The sequence below is a fragment of the Oceanobacillus sp. AG genome, assembly GCF_009746545.1.
Lineage (GTDB): Bacteria > Bacillota > Bacilli > Bacillales > Amphibacillaceae > Oceanobacillus > Oceanobacillus indicireducens.
This window is the reverse complement of sequence record NZ_WOWT01000025.1, coordinates 30,890-50,943: the sequence shown is the minus strand read 5'-3', so window position 1 is coordinate 50,943 and position 20,054 is coordinate 30,890. Positions and strand designations below refer to the sequence as shown.

Here is a 20,054-nt window from a genome sequence, read left to right as displayed (position 1 = left end):
TAGATTATTGAAAACGGCATGTGTCAGTCAGTTATTTCTGCTTTACTGCATATAGACAAAATAAGGGGAGTGATTTTCATATATTATCTTACAAGAATAGGAGTAGTGGGTGTTTTTATAATTTTAGTTGTTTCCATTGCTTTCTTATGGGACTATATTGCAGGTAAATTGGAAAAAAGCAGGGTGAAAACAAAAATAGGAAAAATGATAACAGTATTGATAACAATGATTCTCCAATTATTATTTGTGTTGACGATAACTGCAATATATCATTTAACTTTTATTGATACCCTTTTCGTAACATGTTTCTTAATACTAACGATAACATGGATTCTTTCTTATTTCGGTAATTATAATCAAAACAGTCAAAGCATCACGGATAAATATCAAGGAGGCAATGATTATCAAGTTAAAGTATTTAAGTTAAGGTTAAATCCAGTTCTAATAGGTATTTATTTTCGATAGTTGGAATATTATTCGGTTTTCTATACTATGCTCCTTATTTTATTTGAAATCTTGCTTTGGTTGTTTGAAATAGACTAGGAATTCTAACCGTTTTGTGGTTAAAAAACTCCCCATCCAGTAACAGAGAACATAATTATTTCTCCGTCTACTATATGGGGAGCATATCGACATTTTAAGTGTCTCTATTTATTTTTCTTCAACAGGTTTTTTCCATAATCCTAGTACTATTCCCGCAACAACCATGCCGATAATAAGCGACAGTATAAAGAACCAAGGATGTTCCGCAAGTGGGGCAACGAATAATCCTCCATGTGGGGCAGGTATCGCGCTATTCCAAGCTTGAGTCAGTCCGCCTGCAATTGCCGCACCTAAAACAGATGAGCCAATTACGCGTAGGGGATCGGCCGCTGCAAAAGGAATTGCTCCCTCTGTAATAAAGGAAATCCCCATTACATAGTTGGTCATCCCTGACTTCCGTTCCTGATCGGTAAATTTATTTTTAAAGAACGTCGAAGCGAGCGCAATCGCGAGTGGTGGGACCATTCCGCCAGCCATGACAGCAGCCATCAAACTGCCATCACCTGTATCGGTGAAGATTCCAATTGAAAAAGCATAGGCTGCTTTATTAAACGGTCCACCCATATCAATCGCCATCATTCCACCGAGCAAGGCACCAAGCAGAACAGCATTTCCTGTGCCAAGATTTTGCAGAAAATCAAGCATCGCATGATTAACGGTGGAGAAAACTGGACCGATGATGAAATACATTAAAAGTCCTGTAATAAATAATCCGACAACAGGATAAAAAAGAATTGATTTTAATCCGTCGAGAGACTTGGGTAATCCTCGGAATGCCCTTTTTAGAAATACAATTACATAACCTGCCAAGAAACCGGCAACGAGTCCGCCAATAAACCCGGCATCACTTTGAACCGCCATTAATCCGCCGACAACACCTGGCATTAATCCAGGCCGGTCTGCAATACTCATTGCGATAAATCCGGCAAAGATCGGGATGAGGAAGTCAAAAGCACTTCCACCGACTCCATTTAAGAATAGGAATATCTGACTTTCATCCCCAACAAAACGTTCAACTAAAAAGGAAATTGCCATCAAAATTCCGCCGCCAACAACAAATGGAAGCATGTGGGAAATTCCGTTCATCAAGTCCTTGTAGATCTTATTCCAGATAGATCCCGCTGATGTCTTGGCTGTGTTATTTTCAGCTTTTTCTCCTCCATCGGATGAATGATAAATCGGAGCATCCTTCTTAACCGCTTTTGTAATCAGTTCTTCTGCTTTACTAATTCCGTCACTGACAGATCGGTCGAGTAGCGGTTTTCCGTGGAATCGGTCCATCTCCACTTTTTTACTAGCAGCGATAATCACCGCATCCGCCCGCTCGATTTCCTCATCCGTCAATTTATGTTTTGCACCGTCCGAACCGTTTGTCTCTACCCGAATATTTACATTCATTTCGGCCGCTTTTTGTTTCAGCGCATCCTCTGCCATGTACGTATGGGCTATTCCAGTCGGACAAGCCGTAACCGCTACGATGAATGGTTTTTCTTCCTGGGTGACTTCTGTTTTATCAGATTCTGTAGTTTCCTCTTTTTCTTCCGCTTCATCACCCTCTGCTTTGCTAAAGAGATCTTGAACTTCATCTGGTGTTGTAACTTGCTTTAGCTTTTCCACAAAATCCGGGTCAATTAACTTCCGGGAAAGGGCTGCTAATGTTTGCAAATGCGTATCGTCCTCGCCATCCGGCACCGCTATCATAAAAAATAGATACGTCGGCTGGCCGTCCAACGATTCAAATTCAACCCCTGATTTGCTTTTCGCAAATAATACGGTCGGTTCTTTCACCGCTTGATGCCGGGCATGAGGCATTGCAATCCCATCACCGAGTCCAGTAGATGTTTGAGCTTCTCTTGCTAAAATAGCCTCTTTAAAAGAAGCAAAATCATTTACGACCCCGTGAGCTTCCAGGCTCTTTATCATTTCATCAATGACGGATTCCTTTTCCTGTGCCTGCAAGTCCATAATCATAATATCTTTTCGCAGCAAATCGATCACTTGCATCTTCCTCACTCCTTTTTAAAGTTTTGTTACAGTAGTTTGATTAATTAAAGCATTTATTTCATCTGCTTTCGCTAAATCATAGGAAAACGCTGTTGCACTTCCAGCAGCAAGTCCCATTTTAAAGGCTTGAACGATATCATTTGTCTTTACATTTTCTCCGATGAAGCCTGCAACCATGGAATCTCCCGCCCCAACAGAGTTTTTCAATTCCCCTTTGGGACTGATTCCTTTATAAACCGCATCTTCTGTAAATAATAATGCTCCATCTGCACCCATAGAAACGATTGCATGACGAGCACCTGCATCGATTAATTTTTTCCCTGTTTCAATTATGTCCTGCTCCTCCGTCAACTTAACGGAATATAATTGCTCCAACTCTTGTAAATTCGGTTTAACGAGCAGTGGATTGTAAGCTAAAGACTTTTGCAAATCATCTCCAGTTGTATCGATTACAAATTGGGCATTGATTTCTCGAATGATTTTTTCATAAAAGTCATCCGGCAGAGAGGGGGACTTGCTTCCCGATAAAATAACGATATCATCAGAAGAAATCGCTTTAAGCTTTGCCATTAATTTTTCAGCCTCTTCGGGTTGAATGACGGGCCCTTTGCCATTAATTTCTGTTTCCGGATTCGTTTTTAATTTGATATTAATCCGTGTATCGCCTGCAATTTTTGTAAAGTCTGCGGCAATCCCGTCACGTTTAAGCCATTCCGAAATAAAATCACCTGTAAAACCACCTATAAATCCAAGTGCCTTTGTGTCCATGTTTAATTCATGTAATATGCGCGACACATTGATTCCTTTTCCACCGGGAAGCTTGAAATCCCCATCCATATAATTCAATTCGCCTATATTCACTTGCTCCAATTGCACGATATAATCAATGGATGGATTCAACGTCACCGTATAGATCATTGCTCCGCCTCCAATATAGTTGTTTTTTCCTGATAATTTGTTAAAGAACGATCCGTCCTATTTGTAATAATAGTTGCTTCCTCGATATCACCGACCTTGGAGAATGTCACCTTCTCCCACTTTGAATCGTCCGCTAACATATAAGCCATTGCGGATTGAGTTATAGCGGTTTTTTTGAGTGCAGCCTCATCCGGGTCTGGTGTCGTGTAGCCATATTCCAAATGTATTCCATTCGTGCCTAGAAAGGCTTTGTTAAATTGATAGCTTTTCAAATCCCGCAAGCTATCAGTCCCGATAACCGCTTTAGTAGAATATTTTACTCTTCCGCCAAGCAAGAAAGCCTGTATTTCTTTATCCGCAAGCAGGGAAGCATGGGCAACCCCATTCGTCACGACGGTAATGTTTTTAGCTGTTAAAAAGTTAATCATTGCTAGTGTTGTTGTACCTGCATCTATATAAATCACATCATTTTCTTTCACGAGTGAGGCAGCCAATTTGGAAATGGTTTGTTTTTCTTGAATGTTTTTGGATGATTTTTCCGAAACAGATAACTCTTCCTCCAACTGATAGGTACTTCTTGCTCCCCCATGAATACGTGTAAGAAGCCCTTTACTTTCCAACTCGCTTAAGTCTCTTCTGATCGTTGATTCTGAACATTGGAGTTCATTCATTAACGCTTGGGACTTTACAATATTATTTTCCTTTAGTTGTTTCAGTATAAAAGAATGCCTCTCCTCGGTTAACATAACAATCCCTCCATCACCCTTATAATACCATCAAAAACAGTCATAATCAATCATAAAAAGCCATTCATCATGTATGATGGAATGACTTTTTAACACCTATAATTCATGTTCTATTATTTAAGATGCACCATCTGCTAAAAATAATTCCGTATCTAGTACCATGCGAAGAGTCTTTAATATATGCCCGTCAAAATCATCATCGAACACATCGACTACTTGAAAACCTTTTGCATTATAAAATGTGTGTCCGATTTCATTATCTCTTTCTACATTTATGTAGACTTCTTTTACCCCTTCCAACCGACTAATCCCTTCTTTCAGGAAAGCCGTTCCGATTCCTGATCCTTGATTTGCGGGATCAATATAAATTGCTCCAAGTTCAGCTTTACCATCTGAGTCTGCTGGAGAATAATTGGCAAATCCAACTACTTTCCCTTCTACTTCAGCTACGAGCAACAAGGAATTAATCACACGGTGCTCCATACTTGCATCACTATAGGCAGCATTTAAGAATTTTTCCTGAATTGCCGATGGAATAATTTCTTCATAGGTTGCATTCCATGTCTTTTTCGCGATTGCTTGAACGCTTGAAATATCAGATAGCTTCATTTTGCGGATGGTGAATGACAATGAACCCTTCCTCCCTTTATAATTAAATATTTTCCTTAAGTATATACAACTACATAAGCATTACAATCAAATTATATTCGCTTTATGAGACAGCTTCGAAACAAATATCAACTCTTTCAAAATAACTAGAAATCCTCTATAATTATCGTACAAGGGAGGTGAAAAAAGGATGGAACAAGAAACTGTTTTAAAAGAAATACTACATGCATTCAAGCTTCATGCACAACATATTGATGAAAAAATGGATGGCTTGAAAACAGAGCTTGATTCTAAAATGGATAACATGAAAACAGAGCTTGAGTCCAAAATGGATAACATGAAAATAGAGCTGGAATCTAAGATGGACAAAGGCTTTTCACGTGTTGACCATCAAATTACCGAGCTTGGAAAAAAGGTAGATGGAATCCGTACAGAATTAAATGAAACAAATGAAAACGTGGACTATCTATTAAGCAAAAATGCCCAACACGAAAAGAAACTACGTCAAATCTTCGAGCAGCAACAGATATAAGCCACTCATGCTGCACAATCCCTATAATAAGCAGTCCCCTCCTATTTCCTCAGTTTTACAAAACAGTGGAGATGGGAAGGGGTCTGTAATTTTTCTAATTAAAAAATGACCGTTTGGATGAACATTTACTTTATGGCACTATAATCCTCATTTTCAATCCGCGCTCGTGCTTATATATTTTTTGTTTCCTCATTTATTTCATTTTCTCGTTTAAGTTTATGCTGAAAAAAATTTTAAACTGCAGTATTTTTTCACATGAATTGAAAGTTTGTATTAGCGCAAAATAAATGATAAAAGGAGTGATTCAAATGAGTAAAGGTAAAAAGAAAAAGAACAAGAGTAAAGAGGAATTAAACGCGATGAAAGATGACAAAAAATATCCGCAGAATCGTCCACCGAGATAAATGAAATTTCATTCATTGAGGGTACTTTTATTCCCTCAATGAATGTTGATTCATACGTGCACTCAACCAATTCTTATATTCTTACCGAGCCTTTCCAAGGTCCCTAATATACTCAGCGCTGCCAAATAACTCGTTTTCGGATTGGATGGTAGTGGCTTGTTATGAATAGTAAAGGTTGCCTCCCCAAAGTCCCCGGCCATTTCGATCTGGTGGATATTTTTATCAATATGTGGATCAGCAATAATGCGCACCATCGTCTGCTCTATTCCTAAACCGGCAAGGGAGAGAACAATCGAGACATTGATATTTTTAGGAAATTGTTTGATTGCATCTGCTGCTTGCCCTTCAAAGACTGTCTTTTCCTCTGTTATGACCCCATCTATTAGGGAATGGGCTGGCTTTCTTGTCGTTAGCGAAATATTCTTCACCGTTTCCAGAGCGCTAGCATTTTGCAGTAAATCAAGACCGCCGATTGCACCAGATGGTAAGTGGATGACATGATTATGCTTACTCGCAAGCTTGGTAAGTTCGGTTAAGAGTGCTTCATCAACAAGTGCGCCAATACTGATTAAGACAGCATCCTTCTTTCGTATCGTTGCTGGGATCAGATTTCGTACAGCCTCCACGTTCGCCGCTTCCACAACTAGATCAATGCCCGATTCCAAGAAAGTATCAAAATCGGTATAAAGCTTCACGTCAAATTCAGCTTCCAATCTCTGATATTTTTCTCTGTCTCGCACGTAAACACTCGTTATTCTGTGTTCCTCATGACTAGCATGATTGATTTCTTTTAATAAAAAGTTCGCAATGGCCCCGGCACCAATTAAACCGATATTCATGGAGCTCCTCCTTTAATGGGATACGATAATTTCTGTCACTGACATTCTTTTTTATCTGGGACAGTTGCTCTGCTCCCCCTGTCCCACCTACATTTCCTTCTTCTTGCTGCTGCGGTAGATGAAATACATTACTGCTGCTGTGATGATGACAAATAGAGTAATTGCGAGTGTAATAAAAACGGGATCTTTGTTCATATGCGCTGGAATGAGTCGCTCTGCGATTGGCCCCCATGACAAAAAGAATGGAACAAGAATGGTAATCCATGTTTTTGCATAGAAAGCCCAACTGATGAAGATAATGATGCAACCGATTACGATTAAATTATTTTGCATTGGCGTTGCGATGAAAAAAGGATTTTTATCCAGAAACTCTACGATGATAAAGATACCAAATACAATCAGATAAGCAAGTCCAGCAATAATGTAAAATCCTTTTGAATGAAAAAATCTCGGTAAAACCTTTACAAATAAAAATCCATAAAGAGCGAATGACAGAATTGTAGCAATCCCCATCCCCCATAGCCCAATCTTGGATAATGTAAAATCTCCCCATAAGGCTGGTGTAAACATAAGAAAAGCAAGGATCAGTAAAACTGACATTGGTGCTAATATGATAAATTGCCTGGCATCAAAACCTAATTCCTCTCCAATACTTTTCATATATTCCTTTGGCGAATCCCCTGTAATGTCCTTGACACTTTTCCCTTCAGCTTCAGCTTGCACAAGGTGATCTTCCAGCTCAACGATAATTTCATCCATTTCCTTTTCATTTTTTCCTTTTGAGAGCAAATACATTCTCAGTTCGATAATAAATTGCTCAGCTTCCTTAGACAACATCGTCATTCCCATCCTCCCCTTCTTTAAGTAACGAAAAGACCCCCATGGAAAGCCTTTCCCAATGTTCCTTAAATCGTTCCAACTCTTCCAACCCTTCGTCCGTAATCGAATAATACTTTCGTTTTGGCCCGTTAGGCGACTTTCTTAAAACAGAAGTCACAAAATTATTTTTCTGCAGCCGCATGAGAACCGGATAAATACTGCCTTCACTTACTACAGCAAAGTTATGTTCCTGCAATTTCTCCGTCATTTCATAACCATAAGTCTCCCCTTTTGCGATTAAAGCAAGCAGACTCCCCTCCAATAATCCCTTCAACATTTGTGTTGTAGTAGACAATAACGTCACCTCAATTGATTTGTTATCACTATATTACTATACAATATAGTGTATTGCAAGATAGTTTTTATAAGAAAAACCGGGCGAAAACCACGCCCGGTCCTTTTCCATTTGCCATGGCTAGAGAGCATCAGATAATTTATATTCATATCCATGCATCCCTCTATAGTACTCTGGATACATCTCTCCACCACATTTTTCACAGTTGAATCTTGATGGAGTAGTTGGATCTCCACCATCCATCAAATCAAACTCTTCTACTACGTTATACGGAATCTTTTCTTCTTCATGACACATTAAACAATGATAGTTGACGTATGTCTTCTTCGGACGTAAGTGGTCGGTTCCTTTTTTCTTCTTCCTTTTTTGCGTCGTTTGTTGGTCTGTGCGATAGTGAAACAACCTTTCTAAATAACTCCTTGCTTCTTTTCTCAATGCTATCGAGACACACTTCTTCTATCTATTAGGAATTGCCGCAATGAATGAGGGCACACAAGCGGATCGTTTCAATCAGACGCGGAGCAATCCTCGAAACCCGCGAGATCCATAATAAGAATCTGCTCCATTATGGTAAACAAACACTTGACCATACCGGTAATCACAAAATATCGCCCCACCACGTTCACGAATCGATGCTGGGGTCTTCACCCAACTTGATGTTTTCTGATCAACTGCCTCAAGCTCTTGTAATTGGCGGTATTGCTCTTCAGTTAATAACTCAATGCCCATCTCTTCTGCCATGTCCATAACACTCGTTTTTGGTGGGTACTTTTTCCGGGATTCCAGTGCCTCGCGATCATAACAAACACTCCTGCGACCTTTAGGGCTTTCTTTCGAGAAATCGCAGAAAATAAACTCCTCTGTAGTCTCATCGTACCCCATGACATCCGGCTCTCCCCCTGTCGCTTCCATTTGCTCTAGGGATTTTAATTTTTCAGGTAGCTTCTGCAACTTTGCAGCTATTTCTTCCCAATCTAAATTCTCGTGTCGATGCATATTCGCTTTAAAACGTTCTTCCAATGTATGGAGAAGCTGTTCTTTTTCGTTGTTCACCATGTTCATACTCCTTTCGCTCATCCTTCTTTATAAAACATTATATCCGACTAGAAACTGATTTGATAGACTTTTCCCCTATTCTGTCGTTAAGATAGTAGTAATTGCTTTTGATTAAAGGAGGTTCCCTAGCATGGGATGGATATATGTTTTATTCGCTGCAATTATTGAAGTAGTATGGGTGCTTGGTTTAAAGTACTCGGATAACTTCTGGATGTGGACAGGGACAGTGATTGCAATTATTTTTAGCTTTTACTTTGTGATCAAAGCGTGTGAAGTGCTACCGTCAGGTTCGGTCTACGCCACCTTTACAGGTTCCGGGGCTGCCGCGATTGCAATCATTGACTTCTCCTTTTTGGGAGAGGCATTTACACTAGGAAAAGGTTTCTTTATTTTACTCATCATCATTGGTGTTGTCGGTATTCAATTAACGACAGATGAAAAGGATCGATCCGATGATTCGCTTGCAGCAAAGGAAGGTGACGTGTAAAATGGCTTGGTTTTATTTATTTCTTGCAAGCTTCGGTGAAATCTTCGGAGTGGCAAGTATTAATATGTATTTAAAAAAGAGAGCATGGAGTTGGCTCCTCGTACTAGTTGTGTGCTTTTCCCTTGGCTTTTATTTCCTCGGACTTGCCATGCGTGACATTCCACTCGGAACAGCCTATGCGATTTTGACGGGACTTGGGGCAACAGGTGCAGTAATCATGGGGGTTACGTTTTTTAAAGAAGCGATGAATTTAAAGCGGGTTCTTTTTCTACTATGCATTATTAGTGGCGCTGTCGGTTTAAGGTTGGTTTCTTAAATGGTAGGAACAAAGAGCTTCTCAACTTAATAAGCTATATTGGGTAATTATCACGAGAATAGGAGTTGGGAGCTTATGAAGAAGAAATGGCTAAAAAGCTTAAAAACAAACACGCCCCAGGAAGGGTTCGAATTAGCAATCTTACTGGCCCAAAAAGGGATTGAATATACCCAGCCATCTGAAAGCATCCGAAAAAAGATACGTCCAAAGTATTCAAGAAATCCAGATAATCTTATCGCCGCTTCCGAGGTGATTGCGATTCATTATCAAACGGTTGCCGCTGCGAATGACTACTGGAAATCAAGTACAAAGGTACATTTTTAGAGGGTTATTTTAAAGGAAGTTTCTCTTTTGTTTGGAGGTACTTCCTTTTTATATTGAGATATGAATCTAATAATTTTTTGGCTTATACTTGTTGCTTCCAGGAAGTCTCTTAATTTTATTCCAGGCTTCAACCGCTTTTTTACGGCTTTTTCCTTTATTATTCGGATCAGCAAAAAAGTCACGGATAAATTGATTATACTCAAATTGAGGTGCGATTTTTTTCTTGTACGCAGGGTCTTTCTTTCGTTCTTCTTCCTCATACCAAGCATTTACTGCATCCCGATACGTTTTTCCAACATTGTTCTTAAAATAGTTTTGTATGTAAGTTGAAAAGTGAAACGTTGGTATAACAGTTTTAAAAAAAGTTCGCACATGTTGACTACAACGATGGTTTTCTGTAATGACTGTATCAAGACTTAATTCCACTTGCGATGCCACTTTCTTAGTAGTTTTTGAACTCTTAGCAGGTTTTATTTTCTTTCCTGTTAAAAGATAGGTTTCGATTCTATCAGAAATCTCTATTTTGGAACCAGAAGGACTTAATCCATTCTCTCTACAAAATATTTGTAATTCTTCTTTTAACCAATAGAAATCTTTAAAGCTTTGGACACTAATCTCTTTCGTTAAACTGGGCTTCAAAAACATCACCTCCAAATATGCTTAACAACATATTAGAGCATACGTTCCCGTTAGTCAAATTTCATAATTTCCTTTTTAATTTGGAGTGTTTAATATATTAGGTCGCCCTAGCGCAACCGCTTTGCTAACTGCAAAAATAAGAAAATGATTATAAATGAATAAATAATAACCCAAATAAAAGGAAATCGTGCAAGATCATAGATATAACCGCCATCCCACTTCAATAATGGTGTTTGTGTAATCGTTGCAGGAGGCATAACCCATAGAACATTTTTCAAAAATGAAGGTAAGACACGCTCAACTCCAATAGCTGCTAGAGATAATACGATAGTTAGAGTAAGCCCACCAAAAGAATTAATTGCGCTTTTCATAATTACTTTACTAAATAGGCTTGCAAGACTAACCCCTAAAATACCCAAAATAAGGTAATTAGCAAAAGAAACTAGCCCAATTGTTAAGGTTACCGGTTCACTAAACATGTTAAAGACAATTGGATATAACAAAGCATAAACCGAAAGGATGCTGGAAATTATAACAGCAGAGATTAGCTTTGATACATAATAACGATTCCAACTTCTTACTTGAATGGCCATCAATTGTCTTTGAACAGGTGGATCAAGTTGTAAAATGCTTAAACAAACCCATGCAGATATGATATATAGAATTACTGCTGTTACTGCATAACTGTCGATAATCGGATTAGGTGTATAGGTATAAAACACAAAAATTAAAATCATAAAAGTTGAAATAGGCGGGAAGTATTTATGAGACCGAATATAATCATGTAACGTATATTTTATTAAATTTTTCAACCGAACCTCTCCTTAAATTGACGGAAGCAAATGTCATCGTTCAGCATTTTCTTGCGTTTGTACCGGTACGACACGTTGAATACTTGCTTGTAATTGAAGTATTCGATACAACACTTTATCACTGTCTTTCGCATGGACATAGAGTAACAGTTTATCTTCCTTTTTCTCTACGTTAATTACTTCCTTCCACTTTTTCACATGAGAATTATCCAGGTATTCTACTTCCACTAGCTTGATAGGCTCGTTTGTAATTTCGATCGCTTTTGTAAGCAATCCATTTTTCACATGGTATGTAGTATCAATCACTTTCTCAAATAAATTGGATTCATGATAGGTAAGTAGAATCGTAGTACCTTCCTTTTTAAACTCTTTGATGATCTTGAGTAATTCTTGCTGAGCGAGGGAATCAAGTCCTGAAAGTGGTTCATCAAGAATCAACAGGTCCGGTCGTTGCATAATGACTTGGATAATTCCAACTTTTTGAATGTTCCCTTTCGATAAACTCATCACCCATTGACTATTGAATTGTTCCAGTTTAAAACGTTCAAGCAATTCCGGTATAGACTTTTTGATAATGGATTCAGGCATTCCACTAATCTTGCCAACATAATTTAAATACTCTCCAGGAGTAAAACGAATATTCTTTGGAAATCTCTCAGGGCCATACCCAATGTTAACTTTTTTGTTTTGAAAAATTATCTTCCCTGTAGAAGGCCTTTCAATTCCCGCCATGATTCGTAATAGCGTACTCTTTCCAACCCCATTTCCACCTAGTATAGCAATAATCTGTTGTTTATCGATAGTTAATGAAATATCATGTAAAACATTTTTCCTATCATAGGTTTTACCGATATTTCTAAGTTCAACTAGCATATTACTTCCCTCATCCAATTCCATCACCTTCTCTATTCATTCCATATGCGCTTGTATTGGAGTTTATCTTTCATTATACTTAAGAGAAATACATCAGGATTTGAGAGTTCTTTCCATTGTTCAAAACCGAATGTTTCATCGTAATAATGCAATAGCAAAGAGATAATACCACCGTGCCCCACAAGTACCATATTTTCAAAGTTACTGCTAAGCATTTCTTCTACAACCTCTACAATCCGGCGCATCGCTTCATTTCCAGACTCTCCCCCTTCATATTTCAAATCCATGTTTTGGTACGCGGCTTCAAGTTTAACTTGCCAATCGGGAAAAAACTGCGAACTCAATACTCGTTCTTTTAACCGATGATCTGTCTCGATTTTTAATTGATGATTTTCCGCAAACGGCTCGATTGTTTGAACAGCTCGTAAATAGGGACTGGAAACTATTTTATCTACTCTTATATCCGTTAAAAAGTTACACAATTCTTCCGCCTGCAAGAAACCCTTTTCCGTTAAGCTTGCATCAGGCTCCTGTCCGGTTGCTTCACAGTGCCTTATGACATAAATATTTTTATTCATCGTGGTTCACCTTTCATGAGAATCCTCGAGCACATGAACAATGAATGTCACCTGCTCCCCTTCCTACGATCAATGGTATGTTTCTATTTTCCAATAACTCTACACGAATATTAAAAGTGGGTCAAACAGAGAAAAATGAAATCCTTAATGGGAAGCCCGTTGCAATCGTTTGGATGTGATATCCTATTGCTAGACAGACAAGAGTTGACACTTTAAACCATGCATTTCAAAACTGGGAGGCGCTAAGTATGACCCCGGAAGAATCGCTTGCATATGAATCGCGATTCAAACAATATTTTAGGTGAAGAAGCTACTCAGCGGGAAAAAATGAGGTAGAACAGACCAAAAAGGGGATAGAGAAGACCAAGCATGAAGTAGATCGGATAAAACAAGAAGTAGAACAAAGAGAGCATCAGCTTGAGCGGAGAACGAAGGAAGCGGACAGGAAAATAATAAAACCAAAGAGGCATCAACCAAAATAGCTCATAAGCTTTTAGCAACTGGGATGAATGGTGATTTCTAGAAACCAAGTGATTGAAATGAAGAAAAACATAAAAGAGATGAATTGAAAGGAAAACAAACCCCCTGGGTTCACAGGGGGGTTGTTCCATCTCCACCCAAAAATCTATTGTATATTCACAGTCGGCACCTTCGCCTTTTCATTTTTCATCTCATTATTGAACAAGTGACATGCAACAAAATGGTTATCGTCCACTTCCTTCCAACTTGGCTTTTTCTTTTTGCAAATCTCCATTGCAAACGGACAACGCGTACGGAAAACACAGCCACTTGGAGGGTTAATCGGACTCGGAAGTTCTCCCCGCAAAATAATTCGTTCTCGGGACGCTTCTACATCCGGGTCGGGTATAGGAATAGCGGATAATAAAGCTTGTGTATAAGGATGAAGCGGTTGTTCATAAAGTGTTTTACTACTTGTCAGTTCTACTAAACGTCCTAAATACATGACCCCAATCCGGTCAGAAATTTGCTTCACCATGGAAAGGTCGTGGGCGATAAACAGGAAAGTAAGCCCTTTCTCTTCCTGCAGTTGTTTTAACAGATTCACAACTTGAGCTTGCACAGAAACATCAAGTGCTGAAATCGGCTCATCAGCGATAATGAAGTCTGGATCTAATGCAAGAGCCCGAGCGATACCAATTCGTTGGCGCTGTCCACCACTAAACTCATGGGGGTAACGATTGGCATGCTCACGGTTCAAGCCAACCACTTCCAGCAATTGATACACCTTTTCATTTTGTTCTCTCTTTCTTTTATACAATTGATGGACTTCCATCGGTTCAGAGATAATTTCCCGCACGGTTGAGCGTGGGTTTAAGGATGCATAAGGATCTTGGAATATCATTTGCATTTGCCGGCGCAGTATAAATAATTCTTTTTCCGTTAATTCATGTACATTGCTATTACCGAATAATACATCGCCTGCCGTCTTCTGATAAAGTCCCATAATTGTCCGCCCGATTGTTGATTTCCCACAGCCCGATTCACCGACTAGTCCAAATGTTTCTCCTTTATTTATATGAAAAGTTACATCATCAACTGCTTTCAGAATGCGATTTTTACCGAGGCTGAAATGTTTCTTCAAATTTTTAATTTCTAATATTTTCTCTTCTGCCATCGCTACTCCCCCTCTCAATTTTTTTCACGTATTAACGGTCTGTAATACTCCCGCCTTTAAACAAGAGGGTAAACCAAGATGTCAAGGTGGGGGATATACAGTCCGTAAATACCTGATTCTGTTGAACTAACATTTAGTGGGGAGGGAAAGAATCCCCCACTGAATGAAGGTTCACTTTATGACTCCGGGCATCATTGATAATGTTTTCGTTTGGGTATTCATCGTTGCTGGAACACCTAGCGGAATACCAATGTTCGGGGAACAATGCCCTATTGCAAATCCACTCATTACTGGGGCGGACAAATCACTTAAATAATGGGAGAGAATGTCTTCTAGATTGCAAGATGGTTTCGTATTTGATTTTACTTGAGTAAAGGAGCCAACAACCACTCCAGCAGCTTGGGTGAGTTTACCAGCGACTTTTAATTGATTCAGCATGGAGTCAATCCGGTAGGGCGGTTCATTCACATCTTCTATAAGTAAAATTTTCCCAGCTGTATCGATTTCATAAGGGGTCCCTAAGGTGCTGGTGAGTAGCGTTAGGTTCCCACCGACCAAATTCCCACTTGCCTCCCCTTCTGCGAGAACTTCTAGCGGTGAGACTTCCTCGCTATATTGCAGGCTGGTCGGTTCAAATAGCTGTGACAAGGATGCAAGGGTTTGCTCATCAATATCTGGTGATGCTAAATCAGAAGCAGGCATTGGACCATGAAATGTGATGAGTCCCGTTTTTTGTTGGATCGCTACATGTAAGTACGTAATATCACTGTAGCCCCAGATAATTTTAGGATGTTGTGCTAGTAAATCATAGTCAAGGGATGAAGCAAGTCTTGGAGTACCATAGCCACCGCGGGCAAAGATAATTGCTTTTACTTCCTCATCGGCTGTCATGTCATGAAAGTCAGCTAACCGCTCCTCATCTGTTCCAGCTAAATAACCGGATACTTTTGCAATATTTCTCCCTACCTTCACCCGAAGACCGAGATTTGTGAAAAAAGGGATCGCTTTTCCTAGGCGCTTCATATTTGGCGGACTTGCCGGGGCGATAATTCCAATGGTATCACCTTTTTGTAACGCTTTTGGCCGTAGCATAGTATACCTTCTTTCTATAGAATTAAGGGCGGATTTTATTTATTTAAAACATTTCTATTGTCTTGTAGGATATCGATTTCAGGGTAGGAATGCGTTTTCATACCGTGAAAAGTGATAGAGGAATACTGATACGAGTAATTAGAGTGTCCCAATCAACTGTAGCAATCAGAATACAAATACTTCAGGTAATTAAAGCGCTTCTCATCAACTGAAGATAGTTGAACGCCAATAGTTTAAGCAATTAGAACAGCCCTTATTGGCCGAAGAAAGCTTTAACTTTAACGATTCAAGCGATTAGAAGACCCCTCATCCACCAAAGCAAGCTCAACACTAACGATTCAAACGATTAGAGCGTCTTTCATCAATAAAAATGAGCAAAACGCTGACGACTCAAGCTTTAAGTGCACTTCCAACTTATAAAATAAGAGCGAGTCTGGGACATAACTTCTTAGTATAGTTATAAATCCGAACGAATGATAAGAAAGGGCATCAACAATCGCTCCGGGAATATACTTCGCGCATCCTTTGGCGGCTGGTGAACCTCGACGCATAGGAAGTTAATGTCAGACGTTGCCACATACGAGAGCGTTCTTAGTCTGCCTCAGGCTAAGCACTATGGGGATTTCACCGATGCCCGACGAACAGGAGGTTCTAGTGCCGGCGTTGGTCACAGGACGTGACCGTACTTAGCCGGCCTCCTGCTGGAGTCTCCGCATATTCCCAGAGCTAGTTAGCAGTTTTGTTCGGATTAATTCATATTAGAATCGTTATGTCCCAGTCTCATCCTTTCAATTAAGTGTACTTTATTTCTTCTCCGCATATTTCAGGTCAAAATATCCGACCGGATGGCGCAGAATTCCCTCCACTCCATCTGCTTCAAGTACTACCGTATTGTAATAGCGTAAAGGTGCAGCAATCATTTCGTCAGCTAACATTTTCTCTGCTTCATATAAATACTCCCAGCGCTTTTCTTCATCTGCTTCCGACTTACCTTTCACAATCAAATCATCATATTCGGGATTGGAAAAGCCAGTACGGTTCATATAAGAATCTGTGATGAAACTCTCAAGGAAGTTAATCGGGTCATTGTAATCGTTAATGAATGAACTGCGGGAAAACTGCAGTTCGAGTGCCTGCTGTGCGTCTACAAAAACATTCCATTCGAGGTTCTCCAGGGTAACTTCAACACCCAAGTGTTCCTTAAACATCCCGTGCAATGCTTCTGCCACTGCTTTATTTGTGTCACTTGTATTATAACTTAACGTAATCTCCGGCAATTCTTCATATCCTTCCTCAGCCATCCCTTCCTCGAGTAACTGCTCTGCCAACTCAGGATCAAAAGTAACAAGGTCACCATTTACATCACGGAAATCTTCGCCTGTTGGACTTTGGTGACCTGGGTTAATAAACCCGAAAGCTGGCTCCACCCCGTTTTTCACTACAAATTCTGCAATATCATCGCGATTAATTGCATGGGAAAATGCTTGGCGGATTTTCTTATTTTGGAATGGTTCCATTTCTACATTAAATCTAAAAAATTCTAGCCCACCACTCGGTCCGATAAATACATTATCCCCGTCTATCAACTCATCGGATAGTTCTGGTGGAATGCTCGCCGTATCCAGCTCACCTGCTTCAAACATCTGATATTGGGTATTTGTATCATTCACCATCGCGAAATGGATTTGATCCAACTTCACTGCGGCGGCATCCCAATAATATTCATTTTTTGCAAATAGCATTTCTTCATCATGATTCCATTCTTCTAATGTAAACGGACCATTTCCTACAAAGGTTTCCGCCTCGGCATGCCAATTCGGATCAGACTCAGCCACCTGCTGGTTGATTGGGAAAAATGCCGGATTCGTCAGTAAATCAAGAAAAAAACCTGTCGGTTGCGCGAGCACGACTTCAAGTGTCTTTTCATCGACCGCGCTAACTTTTACATCGTCTACCGATCCTTCCCCACTGTTATATTCTTCAGCTCCTTCAATGAAATAGGCTAAAAATGCGGCCGGTGAAGCAGTTTCTGGATCAAGCATATATTTCCATGCATATTCGAAATCCGCTGCGACAACTGGGTCACCATTCGACCAACTCGCTTCTTCTCGTAAATAGAACGTGTATGTCAGACCATCATCCGAAATATCCCAGCTTTCTGCTGTCCCAGGGCCTGGTAGGTGTTCCTCATCTAAGCGGGTCAACCCTTCCATTAAGTTATTAAGCGGGTCCCAAGATACCTCGTCAAAGCCAATCGATGGATCTAATGAAGCTGGCTCCGTTCCGTTATTCAATCGCAACACATTTTCACCAAGGGTTATTTCCTCTTCCGTAGTCTCCTGTTCCTCCTCTTGTTCCCCTGTTTCTCCCTCTTCATCTACCTGTTCCTTTGGCTCAGCTTCCCCTTCCGGATCCTCTGTCGCCGTACAAGCTGCTAGGAAAAACACAATAAATACCGCTGATAGAAAGATGAGTAGCTTTTTCATTCATATCCCCCTAAATGTTTATTTATTCTTGGCAGTAGCGGCCAGCAATTTCTTCGCCCGAACATCCTGCAGCCAGCAATCTACCACATGGGAATCACTTAGCCTCGCAGTTTTCGGGTATACTTTATCACACACTTCCATGGCAAACGGACACCTTGCTGTAAAAGGACATCCCCGCGGAGGTGAGAAAAGATCTGGTGGTGTTCCTTCAATGGGCTGCAATTTCTCTTTGGCATCCAGGCGTGGAACCGAGTGGAGCAACCCTTTCGTATACGGATGTTTCGGGTTATAAAACACTTCCCGCTTTGTACCTGTCTCGATAATCTTACCAGCATACATAACAGCAACCCTGTCAGCAATTTTTGCAACAACACCAAGGTCATGGGTAATGAGAATAATTGAAATACCGGTTACTTCCTGTATTTTTTCAAACAGCTCTAAGATCTGCGCTTGAATCGTTACATCAAGGGCTGTTGTCGGTTCGTCGGCAATAAGAAGCTCCGGTTCACAGATGAGGGCAATCGCAATAACAATCCGCTGCCGCATGCCACCGCTGAATTGGTGTGGGTATTGTTTCAGTCGTTCTTCCGGATTCGGAATCCCGACAAGCTGCAACATCTCTAATGCTCGCTTTTCCGCTTCCTTGTCCGATATACGATGATGCTGTTTCACTCCCTCTTTCAACTGGGTGCCAATTGTTAAGGTCGGATTCAAAGCGGTCATCGGATCTTGAAAAATCATCGATATATCCACACCGCGAATAGCCCGCATTTTCTTTTCTCTTAATCTCGTTAAATCTTTATTTTTAAACAAAATCCTTCCGCCGGTAATTTTGCCAGGAGGATTTGGAATGAGTCCCATCACGGCATTCACGGTAACACTTTTTCCACAGCCCGATTCTCCGACAATCGCGAGCGTTTCCCCTTTATTCAGATGAAAGTCTACGCCCCTTACAGCTTGCACGGTACCACCGTAAGTTGTGAAGGTGACGTGCAGATTATGGACTTCGAGAATTTTTTCCATCCCTTCACCTACTTTCTCAATTTCGGGTCTAAGGCATCTTGTAATCCGTCACCTAATACGTTAAAAGCAAACATTGTAAGCGAAATGAAAAATGCAGGGAAAAATAAAGTCCACCAATTCCCGGAAAGGATAGCACCGAGGGAATCACTTGCCATCACGCCCCAGCTCGCATTCGGTGAAGATATGCCAAGCCCGATAAAACTTAAGAACGCTTCTGCAAATATGGCGGACGGTACCGTCAATGTCATTTGCACGATAATCGGCCCCATCGTGTTCGGCAAGAGACCTCGCCGGATGATTCTAGATTGCTTCGTACCGAATGATTGGGAGGCAAGGATATACTCATAATTCTTAATCTGCATGACCTGTCCTCGCACGATCCGCGCCATCCCGACCCAACCAGTGACGGTAAGGGCAATAATAATCGTCGTTAAACTTGGCCCCATTACAACGAGTAATAAAATAACAACTAATAAATACGGGATCCCGTAAAGGATTTCAATAATGCGCATCATAATATTATCTGTGCGCCCACCCTTATAGCCAGATATACCTCCCCAAATAATGCCTATCGTGACGTCAATTAAAGCCGCCATAAACCCCACGAATAAAGAAATCCTTGCCCCTTGCCAAGTTCGCGTGAATATATCCCGACCCGCATTGTCTGTCCCAAACCAATGCTTAGCAGACGGCGGCTGGTACTGCTCTGCTAACACGCCCATATTTGCTTCATAAGGAGAAAGAATTGGACCAAAAATCGCTAAGGACACCAAGACGATAATAAATGCCATACCAGACATAGCTAAATAATTTTTTCTTAATCTTCGCCAGGCATCTTTCCAATAGGAAAGGGAGGGTCTCGCCAATTGTTCTTGTTCCTTTATATTCTTTTTGCGCCAGGTAAACCATTCATCTGGTACTTGATCGTTTGTAAAATCACGGGGATATTGGTTGTGCATCTTA

22 protein-coding genes and 1 pseudogene are annotated in these 20,054 nt (G+C 40.3%); 4 read left to right on the top strand and 19 right to left on the bottom strand.

Annotated features, from left to right (window positions below; translation table 11 throughout):
- Window positions 1-651 precede the first annotated feature (651 nt).
- The 4 genes from GN217_RS13665 to GN217_RS13650 all read right to left on the bottom strand — a co-directional run bounded on the left by GN217_RS13665 (window position 652) and on the right by GN217_RS13650 (window position 4,841).
- Window positions 652-2,547 carry a PTS fructose transporter subunit IIABC gene (locus tag GN217_RS13665; protein WP_156857216.1) on the bottom strand — a complete coding sequence of 632 codons (1,896 nt, stop codon included), beginning with the start codon at window positions 2,545-2,547 and terminating at the stop codon, window positions 652-654.
- A 15-nt stretch (window positions 2,548-2,562) separates the two neighbouring features.
- Window positions 2,563-3,465 (bottom strand): 1-phosphofructokinase, encoded by a 903-nt coding sequence (pfkB, locus tag GN217_RS13660; RefSeq protein WP_156857215.1) that lies wholly within the window; start codon window positions 3,463-3,465, stop codon window positions 2,563-2,565.
- Window positions 3,462-4,211, bottom strand: coding sequence for a DeoR/GlpR family DNA-binding transcription regulator (locus GN217_RS13655; RefSeq protein ID WP_156857214.1), 750 nt, complete (start codon window positions 4,209-4,211; stop codon window positions 3,462-3,464). Before GN217_RS13655 ends, pfkB begins: the two co-directional genes overlap by 4 nt.
- A 117-nt stretch (window positions 4,212-4,328) precedes the next feature.
- Window positions 4,329-4,841: a GNAT family N-acetyltransferase gene (locus GN217_RS13650; protein WP_198042668.1), complete on the bottom strand. Its 513-nt coding sequence runs from the start codon at window positions 4,839-4,841 to the stop codon at window positions 4,329-4,331.
- Window positions 4,842-5,010: 169 nt separating this feature from the next.
- Between GN217_RS13650 and GN217_RS13645 the strand changes: the two genes are divergently transcribed.
- Entirely contained in the window at window positions 5,011-5,352 is a 342-nt protein-coding gene (locus tag GN217_RS13645) for a hypothetical protein (protein WP_156857213.1), read from the top strand.
- Window positions 5,353-5,818: 466 nt separating this feature from the next.
- On the opposite strand, the gene nadX is transcribed toward GN217_RS13645, so the two are convergent.
- The 6 genes and pseudogenes from nadX to GN217_RS13620 all read right to left on the bottom strand — a co-directional run bounded on the left by nadX (window position 5,819) and on the right by GN217_RS13620 (window position 8,846).
- The gene (nadX, locus tag GN217_RS13640; RefSeq protein ID WP_156857212.1) at window positions 5,819-6,595 is read right to left on the bottom strand and encodes an aspartate dehydrogenase; all 777 of its coding nucleotides are present in this window, start codon (window positions 6,593-6,595) and stop codon (window positions 5,819-5,821) included.
- A gap of 87 nt (window positions 6,596-6,682) precedes the next feature.
- On the bottom strand, window positions 6,683-7,438 hold the full coding sequence (locus GN217_RS13635; protein ID WP_198042667.1) for a DUF1129 family protein: 756 nt from the start codon (window positions 7,436-7,438) through the stop codon (window positions 6,683-6,685).
- On the bottom strand, window positions 7,422-7,751 hold the full coding sequence (locus GN217_RS13630) for a PadR family transcriptional regulator (protein WP_198042670.1): 330 nt from the start codon (window positions 7,749-7,751) through the stop codon (window positions 7,422-7,424). The genes GN217_RS13635 and GN217_RS13630 overlap by 17 nt, the downstream gene beginning before the upstream one ends.
- A gap of 138 nt (window positions 7,752-7,889) precedes the next feature.
- On the bottom strand, window positions 7,890-8,066 hold the full coding sequence (locus GN217_RS19550) for a hypothetical protein (RefSeq protein WP_483310468.1): 177 nt from the start codon (window positions 8,064-8,066) through the stop codon (window positions 7,890-7,892).
- Window positions 8,056-8,272, bottom strand: a pseudogene (locus GN217_RS19545) (IS91 family transposase); the annotation flags it as partial. The gene GN217_RS19550 and the pseudogene GN217_RS19545, both read right to left, overlap by 11 nt.
- 7 nt (window positions 8,273-8,279) lie before the next feature.
- Entirely contained in the window at window positions 8,280-8,846 is a 567-nt protein-coding gene (locus GN217_RS13620; protein WP_156857208.1) for a DUF4256 domain-containing protein, read from the bottom strand.
- A gap of 109 nt (window positions 8,847-8,955) precedes the next feature.
- On the opposite strand from GN217_RS13620, the gene GN217_RS13615 reads away from it, so the two are divergent.
- The 3 genes from GN217_RS13615 (at window position 8,956) to GN217_RS13605 (ending at window position 9,952) form a co-directional block, all read left to right on the top strand.
- Window positions 8,956-9,312 (top strand): DMT family transporter, encoded by a 357-nt coding sequence (locus tag GN217_RS13615; RefSeq protein WP_156857207.1) that lies wholly within the window; start codon window positions 8,956-8,958, stop codon window positions 9,310-9,312.
- A gap of 1 nt (window position 9,313) precedes the next feature.
- A complete protein-coding gene (locus GN217_RS13610) occupies window positions 9,314-9,628 on the top strand; it encodes a DMT family transporter (protein WP_156857206.1) in 315 nt (104 codons plus the stop codon).
- A 75-nt stretch (window positions 9,629-9,703) separates the two neighbouring features.
- Window positions 9,704-9,952 (top strand): hexameric tyrosine-coordinated heme protein, encoded by a 249-nt coding sequence (locus GN217_RS13605; protein WP_156857205.1) that lies wholly within the window; start codon window positions 9,704-9,706, stop codon window positions 9,950-9,952.
- A gap of 66 nt (window positions 9,953-10,018) precedes the next feature.
- Here GN217_RS13605 and GN217_RS13600 read toward each other — a convergent pair whose 3' ends face one another.
- The 9 genes from GN217_RS13600 to GN217_RS13560 all read right to left on the bottom strand — a co-directional run bounded on the left by GN217_RS13600 (window position 10,019) and on the right by GN217_RS13560 (window position 20,050).
- On the bottom strand, window positions 10,019-10,591 hold the full coding sequence (locus GN217_RS13600; protein ID WP_156857204.1) for a DUF6434 domain-containing protein: 573 nt from the start codon (window positions 10,589-10,591) through the stop codon (window positions 10,019-10,021).
- A gap of 107 nt (window positions 10,592-10,698) precedes the next feature.
- Complete coding sequence (locus tag GN217_RS13595) at window positions 10,699-11,403, bottom strand: hypothetical protein (RefSeq protein ID WP_156857203.1); 705 nt, start codon at window positions 11,401-11,403, stop codon at window positions 10,699-10,701.
- A gap of 33 nt (window positions 11,404-11,436) precedes the next feature.
- A complete protein-coding gene (locus GN217_RS13590) occupies window positions 11,437-12,276 on the bottom strand; it encodes an ABC transporter ATP-binding protein (protein ID WP_198042666.1) in 840 nt (279 codons plus the stop codon).
- Between the two features lie 32 nt (window positions 12,277-12,308).
- Window positions 12,309-12,854: a histidine phosphatase family protein gene (locus GN217_RS13585; protein WP_156857201.1), complete on the bottom strand. Its 546-nt coding sequence runs from the start codon at window positions 12,852-12,854 to the stop codon at window positions 12,309-12,311.
- A gap of 625 nt (window positions 12,855-13,479) precedes the next feature.
- Window positions 13,480-14,490 carry an ABC transporter ATP-binding protein gene (locus GN217_RS13580; RefSeq protein WP_156857200.1) on the bottom strand — a complete coding sequence of 337 codons (1,011 nt, stop codon included), beginning with the start codon at window positions 14,488-14,490 and terminating at the stop codon, window positions 13,480-13,482.
- A gap of 171 nt (window positions 14,491-14,661) precedes the next feature.
- Entirely contained in the window at window positions 14,662-15,582 is a 921-nt protein-coding gene (locus GN217_RS13575; RefSeq protein ID WP_156857199.1) for a S66 peptidase family protein, read from the bottom strand.
- 803 nt (window positions 15,583-16,385) lie between these two features.
- On the bottom strand, window positions 16,386-18,068 hold the full coding sequence (locus GN217_RS13570) for a peptide ABC transporter substrate-binding protein (RefSeq protein WP_156857198.1): 1,683 nt from the start codon (window positions 18,066-18,068) through the stop codon (window positions 16,386-16,388).
- A gap of 18 nt (window positions 18,069-18,086) precedes the next feature.
- Window positions 18,087-19,091, bottom strand: a complete 1,005-nt coding sequence (locus GN217_RS13565) for an ABC transporter ATP-binding protein (RefSeq protein ID WP_156857197.1) — start codon at window positions 19,089-19,091, stop codon at window positions 18,087-18,089.
- Between the two features lie 8 nt (window positions 19,092-19,099).
- A complete protein-coding gene (locus tag GN217_RS13560) occupies window positions 19,100-20,050 on the bottom strand; it encodes an ABC transporter permease (RefSeq protein WP_156857196.1) in 951 nt (316 codons plus the stop codon).
- Window positions 20,051-20,054 lie beyond the last annotated feature (4 nt).